This window comes from Arthrobacter sp. AB6 (assembly GCF_031844545.1).
In the GTDB taxonomy this organism is placed as follows: Bacteria; Actinomycetota; Actinomycetes; order Actinomycetales; family Micrococcaceae; genus Arthrobacter.
This window is the reverse complement of record NZ_JAUZVL010000011.1, coordinates 71287-92105: the sequence shown is the minus strand read 5'-3', so window position 1 is coordinate 92105 and position 20819 is coordinate 71287. Positions and strand designations below refer to the sequence as shown.

At 64.8% G+C, this 20819-nt stretch carries 20 protein-coding genes; 1 reads left to right on the top strand and 19 read right to left on the bottom strand.

Going from position 1 to position 20819, the window contains the following annotated elements:
• Positions 1-47: 47 nt before the first annotated feature.
• The 14 genes from Q9R30_RS10920 to Q9R30_RS10855 all read right to left on the bottom strand — a co-directional run bounded on the left by Q9R30_RS10920 (position 48) and on the right by Q9R30_RS10855 (position 13545).
• Positions 48-2630, bottom strand: a complete 2583-nt coding sequence (locus tag Q9R30_RS10920) for a bifunctional lysylphosphatidylglycerol flippase/synthetase MprF (RefSeq protein WP_199775247.1) — start codon at positions 2628-2630, stop codon at positions 48-50.
• Complete coding sequence (locus tag Q9R30_RS10915) at positions 2627-3937, bottom strand: alpha/beta hydrolase-fold protein (RefSeq protein ID WP_311217612.1); 1311 nt, start codon at positions 3935-3937, stop codon at positions 2627-2629. The genes Q9R30_RS10920 and Q9R30_RS10915 overlap by 4 nt, the downstream gene beginning before the upstream one ends.
• A gap of 5 nt (positions 3938-3942) precedes the next feature.
• Positions 3943-4371, bottom strand: a complete 429-nt coding sequence (locus Q9R30_RS10910; RefSeq protein WP_104998363.1) for a DUF2550 domain-containing protein — start codon at positions 4369-4371, stop codon at positions 3943-3945.
• A gap of 10 nt (positions 4372-4381) precedes the next feature.
• Positions 4382-4666, bottom strand: coding sequence for a F0F1 ATP synthase subunit epsilon (locus Q9R30_RS10905; RefSeq protein ID WP_104998364.1), 285 nt, complete (start codon positions 4664-4666; stop codon positions 4382-4384).
• A gap of 1 nt (position 4667) precedes the next feature.
• The gene (gene atpD / locus Q9R30_RS10900; RefSeq protein WP_104998365.1) at positions 4668-6122 is read right to left on the bottom strand and encodes a F0F1 ATP synthase subunit beta; all 1455 of its coding nucleotides are present in this window, start codon (positions 6120-6122) and stop codon (positions 4668-4670) included.
• 83 nt (positions 6123-6205) lie between these two features.
• On the bottom strand, positions 6206-7096 hold the full coding sequence (locus tag Q9R30_RS10895) for a F0F1 ATP synthase subunit gamma (RefSeq protein WP_104998366.1): 891 nt from the start codon (positions 7094-7096) through the stop codon (positions 6206-6208).
• 72 nt (positions 7097-7168) lie between these two features.
• Entirely contained in the window at positions 7169-8806 is a 1638-nt protein-coding gene (gene atpA, locus Q9R30_RS10890) for a F0F1 ATP synthase subunit alpha (protein ID WP_104998367.1), read from the bottom strand.
• Positions 8807-8885: 79 nt separating this feature from the next.
• Positions 8886-9713, bottom strand: a complete 828-nt coding sequence (locus tag Q9R30_RS10885) for a F0F1 ATP synthase subunit delta (RefSeq protein WP_104998368.1) — start codon at positions 9711-9713, stop codon at positions 8886-8888.
• Positions 9713-10264 carry a F0F1 ATP synthase subunit B gene (locus Q9R30_RS10880; protein WP_104998369.1) on the bottom strand — a complete coding sequence of 184 codons (552 nt, stop codon included), beginning with the start codon at positions 10262-10264 and terminating at the stop codon, positions 9713-9715. Before Q9R30_RS10880 ends, Q9R30_RS10885 begins: the two co-directional genes overlap by 1 nt.
• A gap of 52 nt (positions 10265-10316) precedes the next feature.
• Positions 10317-10520 carry an ATP synthase F0 subunit C gene (gene atpE / locus Q9R30_RS10875; protein WP_009356484.1) on the bottom strand — a complete coding sequence of 68 codons (204 nt, stop codon included), beginning with the start codon at positions 10518-10520 and terminating at the stop codon, positions 10317-10319.
• Positions 10521-10627: 107 nt separating this feature from the next.
• Positions 10628-11428, bottom strand: a complete 801-nt coding sequence (atpB, locus tag Q9R30_RS10870) for a F0F1 ATP synthase subunit A (RefSeq protein WP_104998370.1) — start codon at positions 11426-11428, stop codon at positions 10628-10630.
• 81 nt (positions 11429-11509) lie between these two features.
• Positions 11510-11848 (bottom strand): hypothetical protein, encoded by a 339-nt coding sequence (locus Q9R30_RS10865; protein WP_104998371.1) that lies wholly within the window; start codon positions 11846-11848, stop codon positions 11510-11512.
• The gene (locus Q9R30_RS10860) at positions 11841-12323 is read right to left on the bottom strand and encodes a hypothetical protein (RefSeq protein WP_311217599.1); all 483 of its coding nucleotides are present in this window, start codon (positions 12321-12323) and stop codon (positions 11841-11843) included. The genes Q9R30_RS10865 and Q9R30_RS10860 overlap by 8 nt, the downstream gene beginning before the upstream one ends.
• A 109-nt stretch (positions 12324-12432) precedes the next feature.
• A complete protein-coding gene (locus tag Q9R30_RS10855; RefSeq protein WP_104998373.1) occupies positions 12433-13545 on the bottom strand; it encodes an MraY family glycosyltransferase in 1113 nt (370 codons plus the stop codon).
• A gap of 285 nt (positions 13546-13830) precedes the next feature.
• On the opposite strand from Q9R30_RS10855, the gene Q9R30_RS10850 reads away from it, so the two are divergent.
• Complete coding sequence (locus Q9R30_RS10850; RefSeq protein ID WP_104998374.1) at positions 13831-14727, top strand: glycosyltransferase; 897 nt, start codon at positions 13831-13833, stop codon at positions 14725-14727.
• A 10-nt stretch (positions 14728-14737) separates the two neighbouring features.
• Here the strand turns inward: Q9R30_RS10850 and Q9R30_RS10845 are convergent, their stop codons facing one another.
• The 5 genes from Q9R30_RS10845 to rho all read right to left on the bottom strand — a co-directional run bounded on the left by Q9R30_RS10845 (position 14738) and on the right by rho (position 20777).
• On the bottom strand, positions 14738-15508 hold the full coding sequence (locus Q9R30_RS10845; protein ID WP_104998375.1) for a WecB/TagA/CpsF family glycosyltransferase: 771 nt from the start codon (positions 15506-15508) through the stop codon (positions 14738-14740).
• Positions 15508-16347, bottom strand: a complete 840-nt coding sequence (locus tag Q9R30_RS10840) for an L-threonylcarbamoyladenylate synthase (RefSeq protein WP_311217598.1) — start codon at positions 16345-16347, stop codon at positions 15508-15510. The genes Q9R30_RS10845 and Q9R30_RS10840 overlap by 1 nt, the downstream gene beginning before the upstream one ends.
• Positions 16348-16359: 12 nt before the next feature.
• Positions 16360-17232: a peptide chain release factor N(5)-glutamine methyltransferase gene (gene prmC / locus Q9R30_RS10835; RefSeq protein WP_104998377.1), complete on the bottom strand. Its 873-nt coding sequence runs from the start codon at positions 17230-17232 to the stop codon at positions 16360-16362.
• Positions 17233-17253: 21 nt separating this feature from the next.
• On the bottom strand, positions 17254-18327 hold the full coding sequence (gene prfA / locus Q9R30_RS10830) for a peptide chain release factor 1 (protein ID WP_104998378.1): 1074 nt from the start codon (positions 18325-18327) through the stop codon (positions 17254-17256).
• 263 nt (positions 18328-18590) lie between these two features.
• Positions 18591-20777, bottom strand: coding sequence for a transcription termination factor Rho (rho, locus tag Q9R30_RS10825; RefSeq protein ID WP_104998379.1), 2187 nt, complete (start codon positions 20775-20777; stop codon positions 18591-18593).
• Positions 20778-20819 lie beyond the last annotated feature (42 nt).

Sequence of the window (20819 nt, the reverse complement as noted above, 5' to 3'; positions counted from 1 at the left end):
ATGGTCCCCGGCAAATATGCCGGGGACCATTGTTATTGGCTGGACAGCTATTTCACCAGTTTCCGTACCAGGCGGGCGCCCTGCGGCAGCGAAAGCCCGGGCAGGTAGGCGCGGGTCAGGGCGCGGCCAATGGCCGGCAGGTGCAGCGGGTCCTGGTAGTAGAGGTAGAGCGCGCGGTACTCGGGCTTGAACCTGGACTTGAATGCGGCCAGGGACCGGAAACCGTACACAGGCTCAAGGGCGTGCCCCACCAGGTCCAGGATGCGCACGAGGTTCTCCGGCTCCGCCTGGGCACCGGACTCTTCGCCGGCCTCGTCAGCGGAACCATAAGCAGAGCTTCCTCCCTGGTCCCCGGGACGGCTTGCCAGCGGAGACCCGGACAGCGAGATGACCTCCACGGATCCGCGCAGCTCCAGCACGGCGGAGGCGATGAGGAACTCCATCACGCCGGGAAAGCCCTCGCTGCCGCGCCGCATTACGTCCAGCGTCCGGCTGACCAGCCGCCCGCCGTCGTAGACGGGAAGCCAACTGGTCACCCCGTGAACGGTCCCGCCCGCATCCACGGCAAGGCAGCACAGCACCTCGTCATCCTCGAGTTCATCCACGCCGCCCAGGGTGAAGCCCATCTCGGGCACGGATTTCCCGGCTGCCCATTCCTCGGAAACCTCGCTCAGCCTGGACCGGAGTGCCGCCGGCAGCGAGTGGTAGGGTCCCCACACGGCATGCACGCCCAGCTTCGCAGCCCGGTTAAGGGCTGTCCGGACGTTCTGCCACTCTTTACCCTTGAACTCGAGCTGGCGGATCGGCAGGCGGGTCTCCTGGGCAACGGCAACCCGGGAAAACCCACGCTCCTTCAGGGCAGGCCACACGGAGTCATCGCACGAGTAGAGCGCGGGAATCAGGGCATGCCCCCGGCAGTACGCCAGGAACCCTTCGGTCACGGACTGCTGGGCGTCGGAGGGCCCGAAAGCGCCGCCGAGCGTCAGCGCAACGCTGCCATGCTGCTGGAAGGCCACCGCACCCTTGCCGTCAGGACTGAACCAATAACTGTTGGGTTCCCACAGGGCCATCCAGGAGAGCGGGCCGCCGCCCTGGCGCAGCAATGCCCGCGCCCTCTCCCTGTCCTCCGCACCGGAATCGGTGCCGTGGGCCTTGCCCAGGAGCACCCACCACACGGCTGCCAGCGCGATGACCCAGAACACCGGTCCCGAATAGGCAAAGAGCATGGACTCCACGGTGTTGCGGTCAGCGAAAATGCGGTGGTAATACTGCGGGATGGGCACGGGGACATATTGCCTGGCCAGCTCGGCCAGGAGACCCAGCACGCCGCCGTCGCGGGTAAGTCCTCCCGCCCAGAACCAGGCAACGGCGTAGGACCCCGCCAGGGCGAGCCAGGACCCGCCCACCACTGCGCCAAGCACCCGCCGGGCTGACGGTGCTGTCTGCACCCGGAACTGCCGCCGGTTCAGCCACAGAACGAGCGCCAGCAGCAGCGGCACCACAACCAGCGGAAGGACGTGGGCAAAAGCCGACCCCATCGGCCCCGACTGCGGTCCTGGCCCGCGCGCGGGCAACAGCGCGAACAGGGCGAGATAGACGGCGGCCAGGGCTGTGACGGCAAGCTGGATGGCGAGGGCAATGTTCAGGGCCAGCCGCCGGCCGCGCCGCATGCCGTCAGCGCAAATCAGCAGCAGGACCACGGGAACCACTGCCAGCGCCAGGCCCAGCGGGCCCGCGAAACCGGCACGGCCGGCCTCAAGGCAGGATGCCTCCACGGTGCTGCCGCAGTTGAGCGCCAGCTGCCCCAGCGTCGGGATCGGGTTCAGCACCATGTCGCGGAGGAGCGCCAGGGGTCCTGTGGGTGCCCGCGCGATCCCCGTCAGGATGGGACCGACGGCGAAGACTGCCACCGTGAGGGCCAGGAGGTTCCTCGTTTCACGCCCGGTTGACCGGTGCCGGTGCAGCTGGCCCTGGTCCCCTTGGATCCACCAGCCCGCAACCAGCCCCAGCAGTGCCCCCAGCAGGCCGAGGACGGTTTCAGCGTGTCCCACATAGAGGACCAGCAGGAGGGAAACCGAAAGGGCCGCGGTCCGCAGCCTGCGCTGCCACAGGACCGGGAGCCGGGCGCTGCCTGCAAGCCCTGCAGTGAGCAGCGGCGCATACGGACCGATCAGGATGTCGTCAGCCATCCTGTCCAGCCAGCCGTCCTCCGCGTAGCCAGCAAGCTGGGTTGCCAGCAGGAACAGCGTGACGGCGGCAAACTGTCCGCCCAGCAGGAGTGCGATGGAAGCACGGGTGCCGAGTTTGCGTTCAGCGAGTCCGAGCAGCAGCACGATCATCAGCGACGCGGCCAGGTAGGCCAGCGGATTCGTGGCGAAGAACAGGCTGGTGAACAGCGACCACCAGTTGCCGTCCCGGAGCCCCGGGCCGCTCACGCCCGCAAGCCAGAGCAGTCTTTCGGGCGGCCCGGCCGCGAAGCTCCCGGTTACTGCACCTGCCGCCAGGAAGATGCCGAGCACGGCAAGCGTGAAGGGCATTGACTTCAGCGCCGCCGTGGCCTGCTGCACGGCGGGCCGGCCCACCGTGGACCAGGCAAGGGCGGCAGTGCGGACCTGCCTGTCGGCACTCACCGGACTATCCCCCACCGCTCGGCCAGGAAGTCCAGGGCGTCGGCAATGCGCTTCGAGGAGGTGTCCCAGGAGTGCCCGGTTTGCTCAACTTCGTGGGCGCGTACCGTGAAGCCGGCCTCCGTGGCTGCTGCAGCCAAGGTGCGGAGATAGGCAACGAATTCCGGGTCGTCCTTGCCGGCCGTCAGGTACATGCCGCTGCCTTCGAACCGCTGTTGCTTCATGATGGCCAGGGGTGTCTGCCGGTTGAAGGCATCGGGGTCCCCGGGAAAGGAAGCGTCAATGGTCTTTTGGCGTTCCTTCGCGATGGCCGGCTCTGCTTCGCCGGAGAACGACAGGACTGCGGGAAACAGGTCCGGATGCCTGGTTCCGAGCTGCAGTGCGCAGGTTCCGCCGAAGGAGAAACCGCCGGCCGCCCACCTGCGGTGGTTAGTGTCCACGGCGAGGGTGGACTTTATCCAGTTCGGCACGTCCTCGGAAAGATACGTATCGGCATGGGCTATCCGGCTGTCCATGCACATGGTGTTGGCGGACTGCGAGCCGTTGGCGTCGGGAACCACCACCACGGGCGCCACTCCGCCATGCGAGGCGGCATAGGAGTCCAGATGGGACTGCAGGGCTCCGCCGGTCAGCCAGTCAGCGGGGCCCCCCGGCTGTCCGGCGATCAGGACCAGCACCGGCAGGGCTGGCCGGTTTTTGGCGAAATAGGCCGGCGGCAGGTAGATGTACGCGTCCCGGGCGTTCATCCCGGACTTTTCTCCGGGGATAAAGGCCTTTCGCAGCTCGCCTTCGGCAGGGACGTCCCCTTGCGGCTCCCACCCGCGGAGGGCGGCGCCGTCGGACTGTCCCGGCTGCCGCATCAGCTCCTGCTCCAGCGTGGGAATCCTGGCGAGTGCCGCGCCAAGGAGGTCGCTGACCGTCTTGTTGAGGCCAAAGTAGGCGTTGATCTGCACTGCCGAAAGTGCCACCACCAAGAGGGCTGCCACGAGGCCCGCCGTACGCCGGCGCCACGTGTTTCGGGGAATCCTCAGGAGCACGAGGATCAGGGCGGCGACGCCTGGCACCACCCACAGGAGGACGGCATCGGGAATGTTTTCCGGGAAGACCGAGAAGACGTTGATGAGGGCCCAGTGGATGGATGCCACCAGGGCGAAAGCGGCAGCCGCGGCGGCGATGACTTTCAAGAGCCAGCTCCGCCTGGCGACGGCGGACGGGGGCAGCAGCAGGTAGGCGGCACCGGCCACCCCGAGGACGAGGGAAGCCCAATATACCGGCCCGTCGATGAGCCGGATGTCGAAGAACCAGTCCACGTTGGCTAGCGCCAAGTACCTACGCCGATGACCGGGCCGGCTTCCAGCCAGGAAGAAAGGCCCGTGTAGGCGTCGAAGTTCATGGCGAGGCGCATGTCCCGGCCCTCGTACCGCAGTTCAACAATGACGACGTCGGGCTGCACCTTGACGGCCTCGGCCTCCGTGGGCTTCCGCCGGCCGAGCAGTTCCAGGGAATGCCGCTTGAACTTGTGCTTGGGCCGCACGCTGAGGGAGAGCAGCCGGAACCATTCAAGGTCGTTGTCCTGATAACGACAAACCCCCATCTGCCAGCTGTTTCCAGCCATGCAAATGGAGGCGTCCACCGTGCCGAGGGCACGCCGCAGATTGAAGCGGCGTACCCCCGAAAGGCACAGTGCAAATATCAGCAATCCAAAAGCGACTGCCAAGGCGATGAACAGACCTGGTGCGTCCATCAAGGTGATGCTAGCGGATCCCAGCGGTAGCCGAGCCGCCCAGATGGGCGTTGTCAGCAACAATGACCACACGGTTGTTGTCAACGGAGAAGAACCCGCCGTCGACCTCTACCGAAATGCGGTCTCCCGAAACCGGCTGGATGGCCAGTTCACCCTCGGCCAGGATCGCCAGCAGGGGCGAGTGGCCGGGCAGGATTCCGATTTCACCATCGCTGGTGCGGGCCTTGACCATCTTGGCCGCTCCGGACCACACAAAGTGGTCTGCTGCGACAATCTCAACCTCAAGCTCAGCCATATTACTTGGTCTGTTCCTGGATCTTGGCCCACTGGCGCTCTACGTCATCCAGGCCGCCGACGTTGAAGAACGCCTGCTCTGCGATGTGGTCGAGCTCTCCGTCGCAGATGGCGGAGAAGCCTTCGACGGTGTCCTTGATGGAAACCGTGGAACCTTCGACGCCGGTGAACTGCTTGGCGGTGTAGGTGTTCTGCGAGAGGAACTGCTGGATGCGGCGTGCACGCGACACGACGATCTTGTCCTCTTCGGAGAGTTCGTCAACGCCGAGGATGGCGATGATGTCCTGGAGTTCCTTGTTCTTCTGCAGGATCTGCTTGACACGGACAGCCGTGTTGTAGTGGTCCTTGCCGATGTACTGGGGGTCCAGGATGCGGGAGGTGGACGTCAGCGGGTCAACTGCCGGGTACAGGCCGCGGGAGGCGATTTCACGGGAAAGTTCCGTGGTCGCATCCAGGTGCGCAAAGGTGGTTGCCGGAGCCGGGTCGGTGTAGTCATCCGCGGGGACGTAGATGGCCTGCATCGAGGTGATGGAGTGGCCCTTGGTGGAGGTGATGCGCTCCTGCAGGAGGCCCATCTCGTCAGCCAGGTTCGGCTGGTAGCCCACGGCGGAGGGCATGCGGCCGAGGAGGGTGGAGACCTCGGAACCTGCCTGCGTGAAGCGGAAGATGTTGTCGATGAAGAGCAGCACGTCCTGGTTCTGGACATCGCGGAAGTACTCCGCCATGGTCAGCGCGGACAGGGCCACGCGCAGGCGCGTTCCCGGCGGCTCGTCCATCTGGCCGAACACAAGGGCGGTGTCCTTGAGGACCCCTGCCTCTTCCATTTCAACCCAGAGGTCGTTACCTTCACGGGTGCGCTCGCCCACGCCGGCGAATACCGAGGTACCACCGAAGTTGCGGGCAACACGGGTGATCATTTCTTGGATCAGGACGGTCTTGCCCACGCCGGCGCCGCCGAACAGGCCGATCTTTCCACCCTTGATGTAGGGGGTAAGGAGGTCGATGACCTTGATGCCGGTTTCCAGCATCTCGGTGGAACCTTCGAGCGAGGCGAAGCTCGGTGCCTTGCGGTGGATGGGCCAGCGTTCGCTGATGTCCAGTTCCGACTCGGCTACGTCGAGGGGCTGGCCCAGGACGTTGAAGATGTGGCCCTTGACGCCGTCGCCGACGGGCACGGAGATCGGGGCGCCGCTGTCCACGACGGACGTGCCGCGGACAAGTCCGTCGGTGGCCTGCAGGGAGATGGCGCGGACGAGGTTGTCACCCAGGTGCTGGGAGGTCTCGAACGTGATGGTCTTGGTTACACCGTTGAGAGTAATCTCGGTGGTGAGGGCGTTGTAGATGGACGGGATTGCGTCAGCCGGGAATTCGACGTCGACAACCGGGCCGATTACGCGCGCAATGCGGCCGGTGGCACCGGACGTTGCGGCTACGTGTTCGGTAGCAGTGGCAGTCATCTCTCTCACTTCACTCAGTAGATGGCGTGGGTTTAAGTTTATCTGTGGTGGTGCAGGTCCAGCGGAATCCGGGCTGGTGCAGGCTAGGACGCGAGGGCGTCGGCGCCGGCAACTATCTCGGAAAGCTCCTGCGTAATTTCAGCCTGACGGGCCGTGTTGCGCAGACGCGTGTACTTCTTGATGAGGTCCGTCGCGTTGTCGCCCGCGGACTTCATGGCCCGCTGGCGCGCAGCAAGTTCCGAAGCCGCAGCCTGCAGCATGGCCGCGAAGATGCGGGACTCGATGTAGCGCGGAAGCAGGGCATCAAGAACCTGCTCGGTTTCCGGCTCGAACTCGTACAGCGGCAACAGGTCCGATTCGGAAGCGGCTTGCTCTTCCACTACTTCCAAGGGAAGCAGGCGGATGACCGTGGGCTCCTGGGTAACCATGGACTTGAAGCGGGTGTAGACCACGTGGATCTCGTCCACGCCGCCCTCTTCATAGTCGGTTGCGAAATCCGTCAGCAGCGCCTCGCCGATTTCCCGGGCGGTGGCAAACTCCGGTGCGTCGGTGCCTCCGGTCCAGACCCGTGCATACTCACGGTTCCGGAATTCGTAGTAGGCCTGCGCCTTGCGTCCGACGAGGTACGTCTTGACTTCCTTGCCTTCAGCGTGGAGCAGCTCGTTGAGACCCTCCACCTGCTTGAGCACGCTCGCCGAGTACGATCCGGCCAGGCCACGGTCCGAGGTGATTACCAGGACGGCGGCACGGCGGATCTGCTCCGGCTCAGTGGTCAGCGGGTGGTCGATTTCGCTTTGGCTTGCGACAGCAGAAACGGCGCGCGTGATCGCGTTCGCGTAAGGCAGTGAAGCTGCTACGCGCGCACGGGCCTTGCCGATGCGCGAGGTAGCGATCAGTTCCATCGCCTTGAAGATCTTGCGCATCGACGTGGTCGAGCTGATCTTCTGGCGGTAGACCCGAATCTGGGCTCCCATACTTATCCTTTCCTAACATTCCTAAGACCGGATGCGCCGGACCCTTGGGCCCGGCACATCCGGCCAGCGGAACTAGCGCTTCTGCTTGACGATTTTTTCCTGGTCGACTTCGCCCTCGGAGATGGCTTCATGCTCCTCGTGGCCGGCGCCTACCAAGTGGTTGTCGCCCTCGCCGAAGAAGCCCTTCTTGAAGTCCACGATGGCGGACTTCAGGGCTGCCGCGGTGTCGTCGTCCAGCACGTTGGTCTGGGCCAGCGTGGTGAGGATCGAGGACTTGTGCGTCAGGTGCTCCAGGAACTCGGATTCGAAGCGGCTGATGTCCTCAACCGGAACGTCGTCCAGGTAGCCGTTGGTGCCGGCCCAGATGGATACAACCTGGTTCTCCACCGGGAACGGCGAGTACTGGCCCTGCTTGAGCAGCTCCATCAGGCGGGCGCCGCGGGTCAGCTGCTGGCGGGATGCGGCGTCCAGGTCCGAGGCGAACATGGCGAAAGCCTGCATGTCGCGGTACTGGGCCAGGTCCAGCTTCAACGTACCGGAGACCTTCTTCATGGACTTCACCTGTGCGGCGCCGCCCACGCGGGACACCGACACACCAACGTCGACAGCAGGGCGCTGGTTGGCGTTGAAGAGGTCCGACTGGAGGAAGATCTGGCCGTCGGTGATGGAGATGACGTTGGTCGGGATGTAGGCGGAAACGTCGTTCGCCTTGGTCTCGATCAGCGGCAGGCCCGTCATGGAGCCGGCACCCAGTTCGTCGGACAGCTTTGCACAACGCTCAAGCAGGCGGGAGTGCAAGTAGAAGACGTCGCCCGGGTAGGCTTCGCGTCCCGGCGGGCGGCGCAGCAGCAGCGACACGGCACGGTAGGCCTCGGCCTGCTTGGACAGGTCATCGAACACGATGAGGACGTGCTTGCCGCCGTACATCCAGTGCTGGCCGATAGCGGAACCTGCATACGGCGCCAGGTACTTGAAGCCCGCGGGGTCGGAGGCAGGGGACGCCACGATGGTGGTGTACTCCAGCGCGCCGTTGTCCTCGAGGGTCTGGCGGATGGCGGCAATGGTTGACGCCTTCTGACCGATTGCCACGTAGATGCAGCGGACCTGCTTGGTCACATCGCCCGAAGCCCAGTTGGCCTTCTGGTTGATGATGGTGTCGATCGCGATTGCGGACTTGCCGGTCTGGCGGTCGCCAATGATGAGCTGGCGCTGGCCGCGGCCGATCGGGATCATGGCGTCGATGGCCTTGAGCCCGGTCTGCATCGGTTCGTGCACCGACTTGCGCTGGGTTACGCCGGGAGCCTGGAGCTCCAGGGCGCGGGTGGTCTCGGCCTTGATCTCGCCGAGGTCGTCGATGGGCACGCCCAGCGGGTCGACAACGCGGCCAAGGAATGCGTCACCCACGGGAACGGACAGAACCTGTCCGGTGCGGTGCACTTCCTGGCCTTCTTCGACGCCGGTGAAGTCGCCGAGGATGATGACGCCGATTTCGCGTACGTCAAGGTTCTGGGCCAGGCCCAGGGTGCCGTCCTCAAAGCGAAGCAGCTCGTTCGCCATGACCGAGGGAAGGCCCTCAACACGGGCGATGCCGTCACTAGCGGTGGTTACGCGGCCGACCTCTACGCGCTCTGCGTTTCCGGGTTCGTAGGACGCCGCGAACTCGTTCAGCGCAATACGGACGTCGTCGGCGTTGATGGTCAATTCGGCCATCTGCAGTCCCTGCTCTCCTGTTTTGTGATCACCGTTGCCGGTGACCGGGGTTTCTATCAGTTAGGTTGTGCTTGTCCGGCTAGCCGGCCAGCTGGCGCTGCAATTGGCCCAGCTTGGCGAGGACCGAAGCATCGAGCACTTCGTCACCAACCTGGACGCGGATGCCGCCAATAAGTGACGGGTCAACATTGAGGTTGACCTTCAGTTCCCGTCCGTACATGGCATTCAGGCCCGCCTGGAGGCGTTCAAGCTGCGTCTGCGTTAGGGGACGGGTCACGCTGACCGTTGCAATCCAGCGCTGCTGCCGCTTGGCCGCCAGCTCGGCGAACCGCTGAACCAGCCGCGTGGGCTTAATGCCGCGCGGCTGGCTGACGGCCTGCGAAATGAGGACTTTGGCTTCTTCACTTGCGGCTGGCACCAGCTTCGCGGCGAGTGCGGTCTTGGCCGCAGCACTGGCCTGTGGTTCGGACAGAGCACGTTGTACCTCATGGCTGGAGGCAACAGCCTGGTTGAAGGAAAACAGATCGTTTTCCAGTTCTTCCAGGCCAGTGATTCCGGAGGCAGAAACGGCCGACTTGTTTTCAGCAACAGAAATGACCACCGTTGCGGCAAGAGTCTCGAGTGCATCGCCAATGTCACGGGCCGTTGCCCAGCGCAAGCTGGCCAGTCCGCCCGCGATCTCTGCAGCATCAGCGGAGACTTTCCCGCCAACCAGCTGCTTGACCAGCGCCGACTTTTCGTCACCGTTGCGGGACGGGTCAGTCAGGGCGCGGCGCAAGCCAGCCGAGCTGTCCACCATTCCCAGAATTCCGAAGAGTTCCTTTGCCAGCTGCAGCGACGCGGTGGGAAGTTTTGCTTCCAACTCTGCCAGCGCTGTTGCCAGCGATTCGCTCGATACGCCTGCCATTACTTAGCTGCACCTGCGTTCTGGGTCTCCAGATCTGCCAGGAAACGGTCCACGACCCGTGCTGCACGCTCGTCGTCGTTGAGCGCTTCGCCGACGATCCGGCCCGCCAGGGTGGTGGCCAGGGTGCCGACCTCAGAACGCAGGGACACAACGGCCGCCTGGCGCTCGGATTCGATCTGTGCGTGTGCCTGGGCCGTGATGCGGGCAGACTCTGCAGCTGCCTTCTCCTTGAGATCCGCGAGGATCTGGGCACCTTCGGCACGGGCTTCCTCACGGATGCGGTTGGCTTCGGTGCGGGCGTCGGTCAGCTGCTGCTTGTACTCTTCGAGTGCAGCAGACGCCTCAGCCTGGGCCTTTTCAGCCTTTGCAATGCCGCCTTCGATGGCCTCGGCACGCTCGGCGAAGGTCTTTTCGAACATCGGGACAACGAACTTGACCACGATGAAAAAGAGGATGGCAAAGCCCACGAAGACAACGCCCATTTCCCAGATGTTGGGCATCAGGGGGTTGACTTCACCCTCAGTGGCGGCTGAGATGATCAGCTGATTCATATTTCACCCGTCCTTATCTACTCGGTTCTGTAAGTTCGCTTCGTTCTAAGGACTAGAGAACGAAGGCGAAGACCAGGCCGAGGATGGCGAGGGCTTCGGTCAGCGCAAGGCCGAGGAATGCGATCGGCTGCAGGACGCGCTGTGCTTCAGGCTGGCGTGCAACGCCGTTGATGTAGGCGGCGAATACGAGGCCAACACCGATACCACCGCCGATTGCGGACAGACCGTAACCTACGAGGTTGAGATTGCCTTCCATTTTTATTCCTTTCAAGATGCCACCCATGTGGCAGGTTGTTTGGGTTGCTCTATCCCCGCGAGGGGAAGTCTTTGTGCCCGGCGGCGGTTTGCCGGCAGGCAGGGTGCCTAGTGGCTGTCGGCGTGAAGTGCGCCTTCAATGTAGATCGCAGTCAGCAGGGTAAAGACGTACGCCTGCAGGACCATGATCAGGGCTTCAAGCATGTACATGGCGATCGCCCCGGCCAGGACCAGCAGCGAGGTTCCCTTGAGCAGGAGGTTCTCCTGCATGACGAGGAACTCGATGCCGTAGCCGGCGATCATCACGATGAGGTGGCCTGCGAGCATGGTGGCGAACAGACGGAGGCTGTGCGTTACAGGCCGGACCAGGAAGTTGGAGATGATCTCGATCGGGATGACGATCGGAAGGATGAACCACGGAACACCGGAGGGCACGGTGGCCAGCTTGAAGTAACGGAGTCCGTTCTTCTTGACGCCGATGGCGATCCAGGTGACGTAGACAATGCCGGCCAGCACGTAGGCGCCGCCCACGTGCGAGAACGTGGGGAGCTGGAAGAACGGGATGGCCCCGTAGATGTTGTTGACCAGGATGAAGAAGAAGAGGCTGAACAGCAGCGGGACGTACTTGATGAAGTCCCTGCCGCCGATGATGTCCTTGGCGATTCCGTTGCGGACGAAGCCGTAGGCGGCCTCGCCGGCAAACTGGAGCTTGCCGGGTACCAGCTGCTGCTTGCGTGCGGCGAGCACGAAGAAGACGGCGATAAAGACGACAGAGAGGAGGACCAGCAGCATCTGCTTGGAGAATCCTTCTGCGGCACCCCACGGCAGGATTGCCGGCAAATGCATTTCGTTAATACCAGGAGGAGTAAACTCTCCTGAATCTTGGGCCGGGAGCGCAAGCGCGATCAACGCGTTTCCTCTCTGCAGTGTCCATCATTGGGCGTTGGGCGGGGACCGGCAGCCGGAAGGCCTGCTGTTCCCCCTGTGAAATTATTTGGCATTAGTGTCGCCGTCCTGGGACGGCCCGCTGGAAGCACGGCGCTCCCCAGCATTGTTTCGAGAACTGGTAAGGCCATGCATGTGGGAAAGGTAGAAACCTCCGACGGCTCCAAGCAGGGCGCCTGCGAGCACGATCCAGCGCGTTCCCCACACGTAATCCAGTCCCCACCCTATCAAACTCCAGACGATGATTCCGCCAATGATGTAGCTGAATACGGCCATGCCGGCGTTGTATCCGCCGCTGGTTCCGTTGCTCGATACACCGGGGGCAGAACCGCTCGATCCGCTGTCCCCGTTGCGGCCTTTGTTGGGCTTCTTCGGATCACGCATCATGGTTTTCCTTGTTTTCCGGCTCGTTGTAGATCTGCAGGCGCGCCTTGCTGAAACCGTAGATTTCAGCAGCCTGCCACAGGACCACGGCGGTCACCGCTCCGGCCACAAACCAGCGGCCTTGCAGCCACTGCGGAGCCCCCACGACGAACAGCACGACGGCGAAGCCGACCACCTTGACGAAGTAGGTTGCCACGAACATGCCGATGGCCCCCGAAGGATTGCTGCGGCCCACGAAATGCCCTACCAGGAGGCTGATTCCGAAGAACAGCATGACCAGCAGGCCGCCCGCGGTGCTGGACAGGGCGGCGTTCACGCCCTGCAGAAGCACGGCAGCGACTGCGCAGAGGAGCAGGCCGGCGGCAGAAGCAATCGAACTCAGCTTGAGGAGGTGCAGCCAGAGCGACGGTGTGGGGCCCGATGCGCCAACAGTTCCGTTGCCGGACGGAGGTCCGGACTCGGCGTTGGAGGTCATTCGATCCCAATCGTCGGCGCCGGCAGGCAGGTCACCGGCAGGCAGGTTTGGAGGGGCAGCTTTGGCTGCCCCTAAATTCTACACGAGATAGAAATAATCGGCACCGCGGTTACGCCCGCGTCTCTTCGCCGCGCCGGGCAAGGTATGGCCAGGCGGTGACCAGGCCCATGACGAGGGTGGCGAAGATGTCCACAGCGAGCACCATCTGCCACGGGAAGACGGCGAAGGCCAGTCCTCCGAAGGAGAGGATGCCGGTCCAGAGGTACATCAGGATCACGGCGGTGCGGTGCGAGTAGCCGATGTCCAGCAATTTGTGGTGCAGGTGGCCCTTGTCCGCGGACCAGGGCGACCGGCCGCGGGCGGTGCGCCGCACCACTGCCAGGCCGAGGTCCAGCAGCGGCAGGAAGAGGACGGCGAACGGAAGCAGGATGGGAATCACGGTGGAGATACCGTTGGCCCTGTCATACAGCCCCGAGGTGATCTGTCCGGTGGACACGACGCCGGCAGAAGCCATCAGCAGCCCGATCAGCATCGCACCGGAGTCGCCCATGAAGATTTTGGACGGAAACCAGTTGTGCGGGAGGAAGCCCAGGCAGCTGCCCACCAGGACAGCGGTGATAAGCGTGGCGAGGTCCGAATAGTCCAGCAGCACGGCATTGCGGTGCACCCAGTATGCGGTGAAGAAGAACGCGGTCCCGCCGATGATGGCCACGCCCGCGGCAAGGCCATCCAGGCCGTCGATGAAGTTGAAGGCGTTCATCGTGGTGACGATCAGTCCCGCGGTCAAGAGCACCCGTACCGTCTCGTTTTCGAGGTAGATCGCTTCGGGCACCCACGGGACGATGGTCATCTGGACTCCCCAGATGGCCACGGTGAGGCCCGCTGCGCTTTGCCCGATAAGTTTCACCCACCAGCGGATGTCCAGAAGGTCGTCCGCCACGCCCACCAGCACGATGACGGCAGCACCCGCGAGGACTCCCCACGGGGAGAAGTTGTTACGGTAAATGTCCTTGACGAAGAATGACTGGCTCGCAACAATGAGCGCCACCATCACTCCGAGGAAAATCGCCACGCCGCCGAGCCGCGACACCGGGATTGAATGCATGTCACGGCTGCGGATGGGCAGGTGCAGTTCCAGCCGGTGGCCGATGACCCGCGCCGCCCAGGTGGCAGCATAGGACACGATGGCAGCCGTCAGCCCCATCAGCAGGTACATGATCATGGGGCGGGGGCCGTTTCAGGACGGATGCTTAAACAGGGCAACCGTGCCGGCAGCTGGTCCTTGGTCGAGGGGCTCACTGGCCGGGAATCTGTTCTTCGATAAATGAAACTTCTCCGTCGCCGAGCGCTCAGCAGGCAGTACGCATTTCCGTGGACGCAGTGCCTTACAGGGCTGTATTACAGTGGACTCTAGTCAAAGATACTAGCGCCAACAGCTTCATGGCTTCGCGCCACACGGCGCAGTGCGAGCGGGGAAATCCCTGTCAGCCATGCTGAAAGGACCCCAATGACCCCCCGCATAGCAGTCGCTGCCGTTACCTTCGACCGGCCTCATGAACTGGCTGTCCTGCTGGATGCGATTAACGCGCAGAGCGCACCGGTGGAGACGATCTGCCTTGTGGACAGCGGCACGACGCCGGCCGTGGACGTGGCCGGCAAGCATCCGAACGTCGACTACGTCCGCTCGGAGGCAAACCTCGGTGGAGCGGGCGGATTCGCCCTGGCGGCGCTGAAGGCCGTGGCCAGCGGTGCCACCTGGATTTGGATGATGGACGACGACGCCGAGCCGGCTGACCCGGAATGCCTTGCCACGCTGGTGCGTGAGGCTGAGGCACGGGACCTCGAAGCGGTGGTTCCGCTGGTGACGGCGCCGGGCCAGCCCGACAGGCTTTCTTTTTTCTTCCGCCTGGACGGCAAGGTCACGCACAGCCGCGCCGAGGTGGAGAAGCTGGGTTTCCTGCCCAATGACGGCCACTTCTTCAACGGGGCGCTGATCCGTTCGGACGTCTTCTTCAAGGTGGGCCTGCCGGACATGCGGCTTTTCATCCGCGGCGACGAGGTGGATTTCACCATCCGTCTTCGCAAGGCGGGGATCAGGTTCGGCACGGTGACCACTACCGCCATCACCCACCCGCACGCGTTTTCCGAGACCCAGCATGTCTTCGGTGCCGGCTGGCACGTCATTGTTCCGGAATCGGCCTTCAAGCGGTACTACTACTACCGGAACCGCGGATATCTGATCCGCCGGTACTTCCGCGTCAGGTCCTTCGTTGCGGACGTGGGCGGCTACCTGGGCTACTTCCTCCAGCGCCGGGACCTTCCCGGTTTCCTGGGCTGGGCCAGGTCCTTCACCACCGGCCTCCGGGGCAAGGGGTTTGCGCCGCTGGAAGACCAGAAGTTCTAGGCTGCGGTTCCTAGCTCCTGCGCGCCGACTGGCGCTTCAACCCACGGGCGGCCAGGAGCCACAGCAGCACCCAGGGCTCGCCAAGCACGCGGTACGCCACACGGCGGGGGTGAAGCAGCAGCCGCCAGGCCCACTCCAGCCCCAGCCTGCCCAGCCACCGGGGGGCGAGCTTCTGGATGCCGGCAAGCTGTTCGATCGCTCCGCCGACTGCGCAGTAGACCGCCGGCGGCATGTCTCCAAGGCGCCGCTGCAGGACATTTTCCTGCAACGGCATGCCAAGGCCGATGAGGACCAGCTGCGGCTGCTGGCGGTGGAGCCAGGCCACAGCATCATCCTCAAGCCCGTCATCCCAGCCCTCTCCCGGAAGGCCCGAGACTTTTGCGCCGGGGACGATTGACTGCAGCTTCCTCACGGCGCCCGCGTTGGCCTCCGCACCGGCGCCAAGCACGGCAATCCGCTCCAGTCCCCGCACCTGGTCCAGCGCCGGAAGCCAGTCTGTCGAGCCCAGCCTGTAGTCCATGACGGGGCCTTTCGCCTTGCCTGTCCTCCCCCACAACCAGAGCACGGGCGCCCCGTCCAGCAGGACCACGTCGCTCTGCTGGTAAAGGTCGCGAAAGCCCTCATCCGAGAGGGTCAGCGTGACGCTGTGGAGGTTGTGGCCCAGTACCGTCCGGGTGGAGCCTTCCTGGATGTAGCGGCTGAGTTCCTCCACCAGTTCCGGAACACGCAGCGGGGTTGCTTCAACCTCCAGGACCGGGACCTGCTGGCGGTCCGGTGCCATCAGGACTCGGTGTCCCGCGCCGGCGCCTGGATTGCCGCAGCGGAGGGTTCGACGGCGGAGGACCCTGGCGCCGGCGGCTGGACCGGCGCGGCGGACGGATCCTCCGCCACGGGAGCTTCAACCGCAGGCGATGCGTCGGTGGGTACTGTGTCCACAGGTTCCTCTTCAGCCATGGGGATCTCTCCCAGGCCCAGGACACCCGGAACGTGCTCGCGGAGCTGTTCAAGGCTTACGGCACCGTTGCGGACCACGCGCAGGTGCGGCCCCGTGGCGTCAACAATGGTGGAGGGCACGGCGTTCTGGCCTTCCTGCGGCCGGAAGCCTCCTTCCAGGTAGACCTCCACGGAATCGGCAAGCTGCTCGCGCGCGGCGGCTGCCGTTTGCCCCGGGGCATGGCCCGTGCGGTTCGCGGAGGAAACGGCCAATGGCCCGGTGAGGGTCAGCAGTTCCTGGGCGATCTCGTCGTCAGGCATGCGCAGTGCCACCGTCCCCTTGGTCTCGCCCAGGTCCCACTCGAGGGACGGCTGGGCGTGCAGGATCAGGGTCAGGCCGCCCGGCCAGAACGCTTCCGCAAGTTTGCGGGCGTCCGGCGACACATCCGTGGCCAGCCCATCAAGGGCGTTGATCCGCGGGATCAGCACGGGCGGCGGCATGGTGCGGCTGCGTCCCTTGGATACCAGGAGCATGGTCACGGCCTGGGGCGAAAAGGCGTCGGCGGCAATGCCGTAGACAGTGTCCGTGGGAAAGACCACGCACTTCTTCTCGCTGATGGCCCGCTGGGCGTGCTCCAGGCCCTTGGCGCGCTCGTCGTCACTGGTGCAGTCGTAGGTAGTGGTCACTCGCCTATTCTTTCATTCCGTGTAGTCCGGATCCGCAAGCAGGGCGCTGGTGGCGCGCTCCTTGCCATTGAGGTCCAGGTGCGTCCTGATTCCGGTCCAGTTCCCGGTCCTGGCCAGCATGGCCGGGATCCAGCCCGCCTGGACTTCGGCATGTTCCATCACGAAGTAGCCGCCGGGCCGCAGGAGGCGGGCCGCGGAGGCAGCGGCCGCCGTCGGAAGTTCCATGCCGTCCGCTCCCCCGCCGTACAGCGCTTCGGGCGGATCATGGAGGGCGACTTCGGGCTCGTTGGGGATAGCTTCGGCAGGGATGTACGGCGGGTTGGAAACCACGACGTCGAAGGTTCCGTTGAGCTCCGGCAGTGCGTCACGCAGGTCCCCCTGGACGAGGTTGACGCCCAGGGGCGCCAGGTTCCTGGCAGCCCAGGCGTGGGCGAAGGGGCTGGACTCCACCGCGTGGACTTCGGCGCCCGGCACTTCGTGGGCGAGGGAGCCCGCGATGGCGCCGGATCCGGTGCCAAGGTCCACAATGCGCGGGTGCGGCATGCCCCTGACGTGGTCGATCACCAACTGCACCACGGACTCGGTCTCCGGGCGGGGAATGAAGACCCCCGGGCCGACGGCCAGTTCGAGGTAGCGGAAATGCGCTACCCCGGTGATGTGCTGCAGCGGCGTCCTGCCGGCACGCTCCGCCACGAGGGCGGCGTAGCCTTCCGGCGCGGGAGTATCGCCAAGCATCATGGCACGGAGGCGGCCGAGCCCGACGTTGAGGAGGTGGTCGGCGAGCAGTTCGGCGTCCACGCGGGGGCTGGGCACGCCGGCGTCCCGGAGGATGGCTGTTGCCTCGGCAACGGCATCCGCAAGCGACTGGCCTGGCTGAAGTGTCATGTCTGGGATGTGCAGGAAGGACTAATCGCCGATGGCGTCCAGGCGCGCCTGTTCGTCCATTTCAATTGCGGACTGGATGACGGGTTCCAGGTCGCCGTTCATCACCTGGTCCAGGTTGTACGCCTTGTAGCCGGTGCGGTGGTCCGCAATGCGGTTTTCCGGATAGTTGTACGTGCGGATGCGCTCCGAGCGGTCCATGGTGCGGATCTGCGACTTCCGCTGGGCCGAGTTTTCGGCGTCGATCTGCTCCTGCTGGTGAGCCAGGATGCGTGCCCGCAGCACGCGCATGCCGGCTTCACGGTTCTGCAGCTGCGACTTCTCGTTCTGCATGGCCACCACGATTCCGGTGGGAAGGTGGGTAATGCGCACGGCAGAGTCCGTGGTGTTAACAGACTGGCCGCCCGGGCCCGAGGACCGGTAGACATCGATCTTGAGGTCGTTCTGGTTGATCTCAAGCTCTTCGGGCTCGTCCACCTCGGGGAGGACCAGCACGCCGGCCGCGGAGGTGTGGATGCGGCCCTGGGATTCGGTGACGGGAACGCGCTGGACGCGGTGCACGCCGCCCTCGAACTTCAGGCGGGCGTAAACGCCCTCGGCAGGATCGTTCGAGTTGCCCTTCACGGCCACCTGGACGTCCTTGTAGCCGCCAAGGTCGGATTCGGTGGCGGAAATGATTTCGGTTTTCCAGCCGCGTGATTCCGCGTACCGGGTGTACATGCGCAGCAGGTCGCCGGCAAAGAGCGCAGCCTCGTCGCCGCCCTCACCGCCCTTGACTTCAAGGATGACGTTGCGGGCGTCATCAGGATCGCGCGGAATGAGCAGCCGACGCAGCTTGGCCGCGGCGGTTTCCAGCGCGGCCTCAAGCTCGGGAACCTCGGCAGCAAACTCGGGGTCCTCCCCCGCCATTTCCTTCGCGGCAGCAAGGTCATCCCGGATGGCCTCCCACTTGTGGTAGGCCTCAACAATGCCATTAAGCTGAGCCGACCGCCGCCCCAGCTTCCGGGCAAGCCGCTGGTCAGCATATACAGCAGGATCCCCCAGCTGCGCCTGGATGGAGTCATGCTCATCAAGCAGGCCCTGTACGGACTCAAACATTTAAACCTCTTTCGACTTGTACAAGTCTAGTTACTGCAACGCGGGGTCAGTTAACGCCCAATCCAGGGCTCCCGGAGGGCCAAAAGTGACCCCGCGTTGCGTCTCTTGGTACGGAACCGTTAACGACGAACCGCTCAAAATATGCCGGCCAGGGAGCGTTCGATGACTCCCAACCTTCGCAAGCTCAGGTCGGGGCCATGCAATCTCTCTTACGGGCCACCCGGCGTAGGGGCGGGACCGGCATATTTTGAGCGGTAACTCAGCTACTTGTCGTTATCCGACTTCGCACCAAGGGTCGTCTTCTGGACCTGCATGAGGAACTCAACGTTGCTCTGGGTTTCCCGGATCTTGTTGGTCAGCAGTTCAAGGCTCTGCTGGGTCTCGAGTCCGGAGAGGACGCGGCGCAGCTTCCACATGATCTTGACTTCCTCGGGCGAGAGCAGGTTCTCCTCGCGGCGGGTGCCGGACGCATTGACGTCCACGGCCGGGAAGATGCGCTTGTCAGCCAGCTGGCGGGACAGGCGGAGCTCCATGTTGCCGGTGCCCTTGAACTCCTCGAAAATGACCTCGTCCATCTTGGACCCGGTCTCCACGAGCGCGGTGGCCAGGATGGTGAGCGAGCCGCCGTTTTCGATGTTGCGGGCTGCACCGAAGAAACGCTTGGGCGGGTACAGTGCCGCGGAGTCGACACCACCGGACAGGATGCGGCCTGAAGCCGGTGCTGCCAGGTTGTAGGCGCGGCCCAGGCGGGTCATGGAGTCGAGGAGCACCACAACGTCCATGCCCATTTCCACGAGGCGCTTGGCACGTTCGATGGAAAGCTCGGCCACGGTGGTGTGGTCGTCGGCGGGACGGTCGAAGGTGGAGGCAATGACCTCGCCCTTGACGGTGCGCTGCATGTCCGTGACTTCTTCGGGGCGTTCGTCAACCAGCACCATCATGAGGTGGACCTCAGGGTTGTTGGTGGTGATCGCGTTGGCGATGGACTGCAGGATGAGCGTCTTTCCGGCCTTCGGCGGGGAGACGATCAGGCCGCGCTGGCCCTTGCCGATGGGCGCCACGAGGTCGATGACGCGGGGGCCGATCTTCTTGGGATCGGTCTCCAGGCGCAGGCGCTCGGACGGGTAGAGCGGAACCAGCTTGGCGAACTCGACCCGGTCCTTCAGTTCTTCGGCGGTCTTGCCGTTCACCGAGGTGACGCGGACCAGTGCATTGAACTTCTGGCGGGCGGACTGCTGGCTGCGGTCTTCGCCATCGCGGGGTGCCCGGATGGCGCCGACGACGGCGTCACCCTTGCGGAGGTTGTACTTCTTGACCTGGGCCAGGGAGACGTAGACGTCGTTGGGGCCCGGCAGGTATCCGGAAGTGCGGATGAACGCGTAGTTCTCCAGGACGTCCAAGATACCGGCTACCGGCAGGAGGACATCGTCTTCGGTGACCTCGACGTCGTCGACATCCGGTCCCTGGGAGCGGCCGCGGCGGCGGTCATTGCGGTCGCGGAAGCGGTCGTTGCGCGAGCTGTTGTCCCGGTCCTGGCCGCCCGAGCGGTCATTGCGGTCGTTCCGGTCGCGCCGGTTGCGGCGGTTGCGGCGGCTGCCGCCGTCGGAATCGTCACCGTCGCGGCTGTCCTCCCGGCGGGAGCCTTCGCGCTGGCCGGCCTCGCGGCTGCCCGCGTTGTCACGGCCGCCGTCTGTGCCCTCACGCGGGCCGCCGTCGCGGCCGCGGGTGCGGCCGCCGTCACGGCGGTCCGTGCGCTGGCCTGCGTCGCCCTCAACCGGAGCTTCGGTGCGCTGTTCTGAGGCGCGCTGTTCTGAGGCGCGCTGTTCCGCGGCCTGTCCTGCGGGGCGCTGTTCGACGTCGGCCTGTCCGGCTGGAGCCTCGGCGGCCTCCGTACCCTGGGGCGCTGCGGCGGCAGCTTCGCCGCGGCGGCGGTTGCGGGTGCGCGGCTGGCGGCGCTCGGTGGCGCCTTCAGTAGCCTCGGAAGCCTCCGCAGGAGCTTCGACCGGCCCGGCGGCGCCGGTTTCTGCAACGGCGGTTTCGGCGGCAGCAGCGGATTCGGCGGCGGCCGGAGCCACCACTCCGTCGCTCACTGCGCGGCGGCTGCGGCCACGGCGTGCACGGGTGCCTTCGGCGGGCGCTTCCGGAGCTTCAGCCGGAGCGGCGGCAACCGGGGCGGAGACGGCGGGGGCGGCAATGCTCTCGGCACGCTTCTCGGTTGCCTTGGCAGGAGCCTTGGCCAGTGGGGTGCCGGCACGATGGGCGGAGATGGCTGAGACCAGGTCCCCCTTGCGCATCCGGGAACCGCCGGAAATACCGAGCTGGCTGGCAAGTGCCTGCAGCTGGGCGAGCTTAAGGCCTGCGAGGCCGCTGCTCTTGGCGGGTGCGGCCGGCGATTCGGCAGCAGAAGATGATAGTTCCACAGCTGGCGACAGCTCAGTGGTTTCGGTCACGAAGGATCCTTCCCCCTCGACGGCGTCCAGACGAGGAGCTGG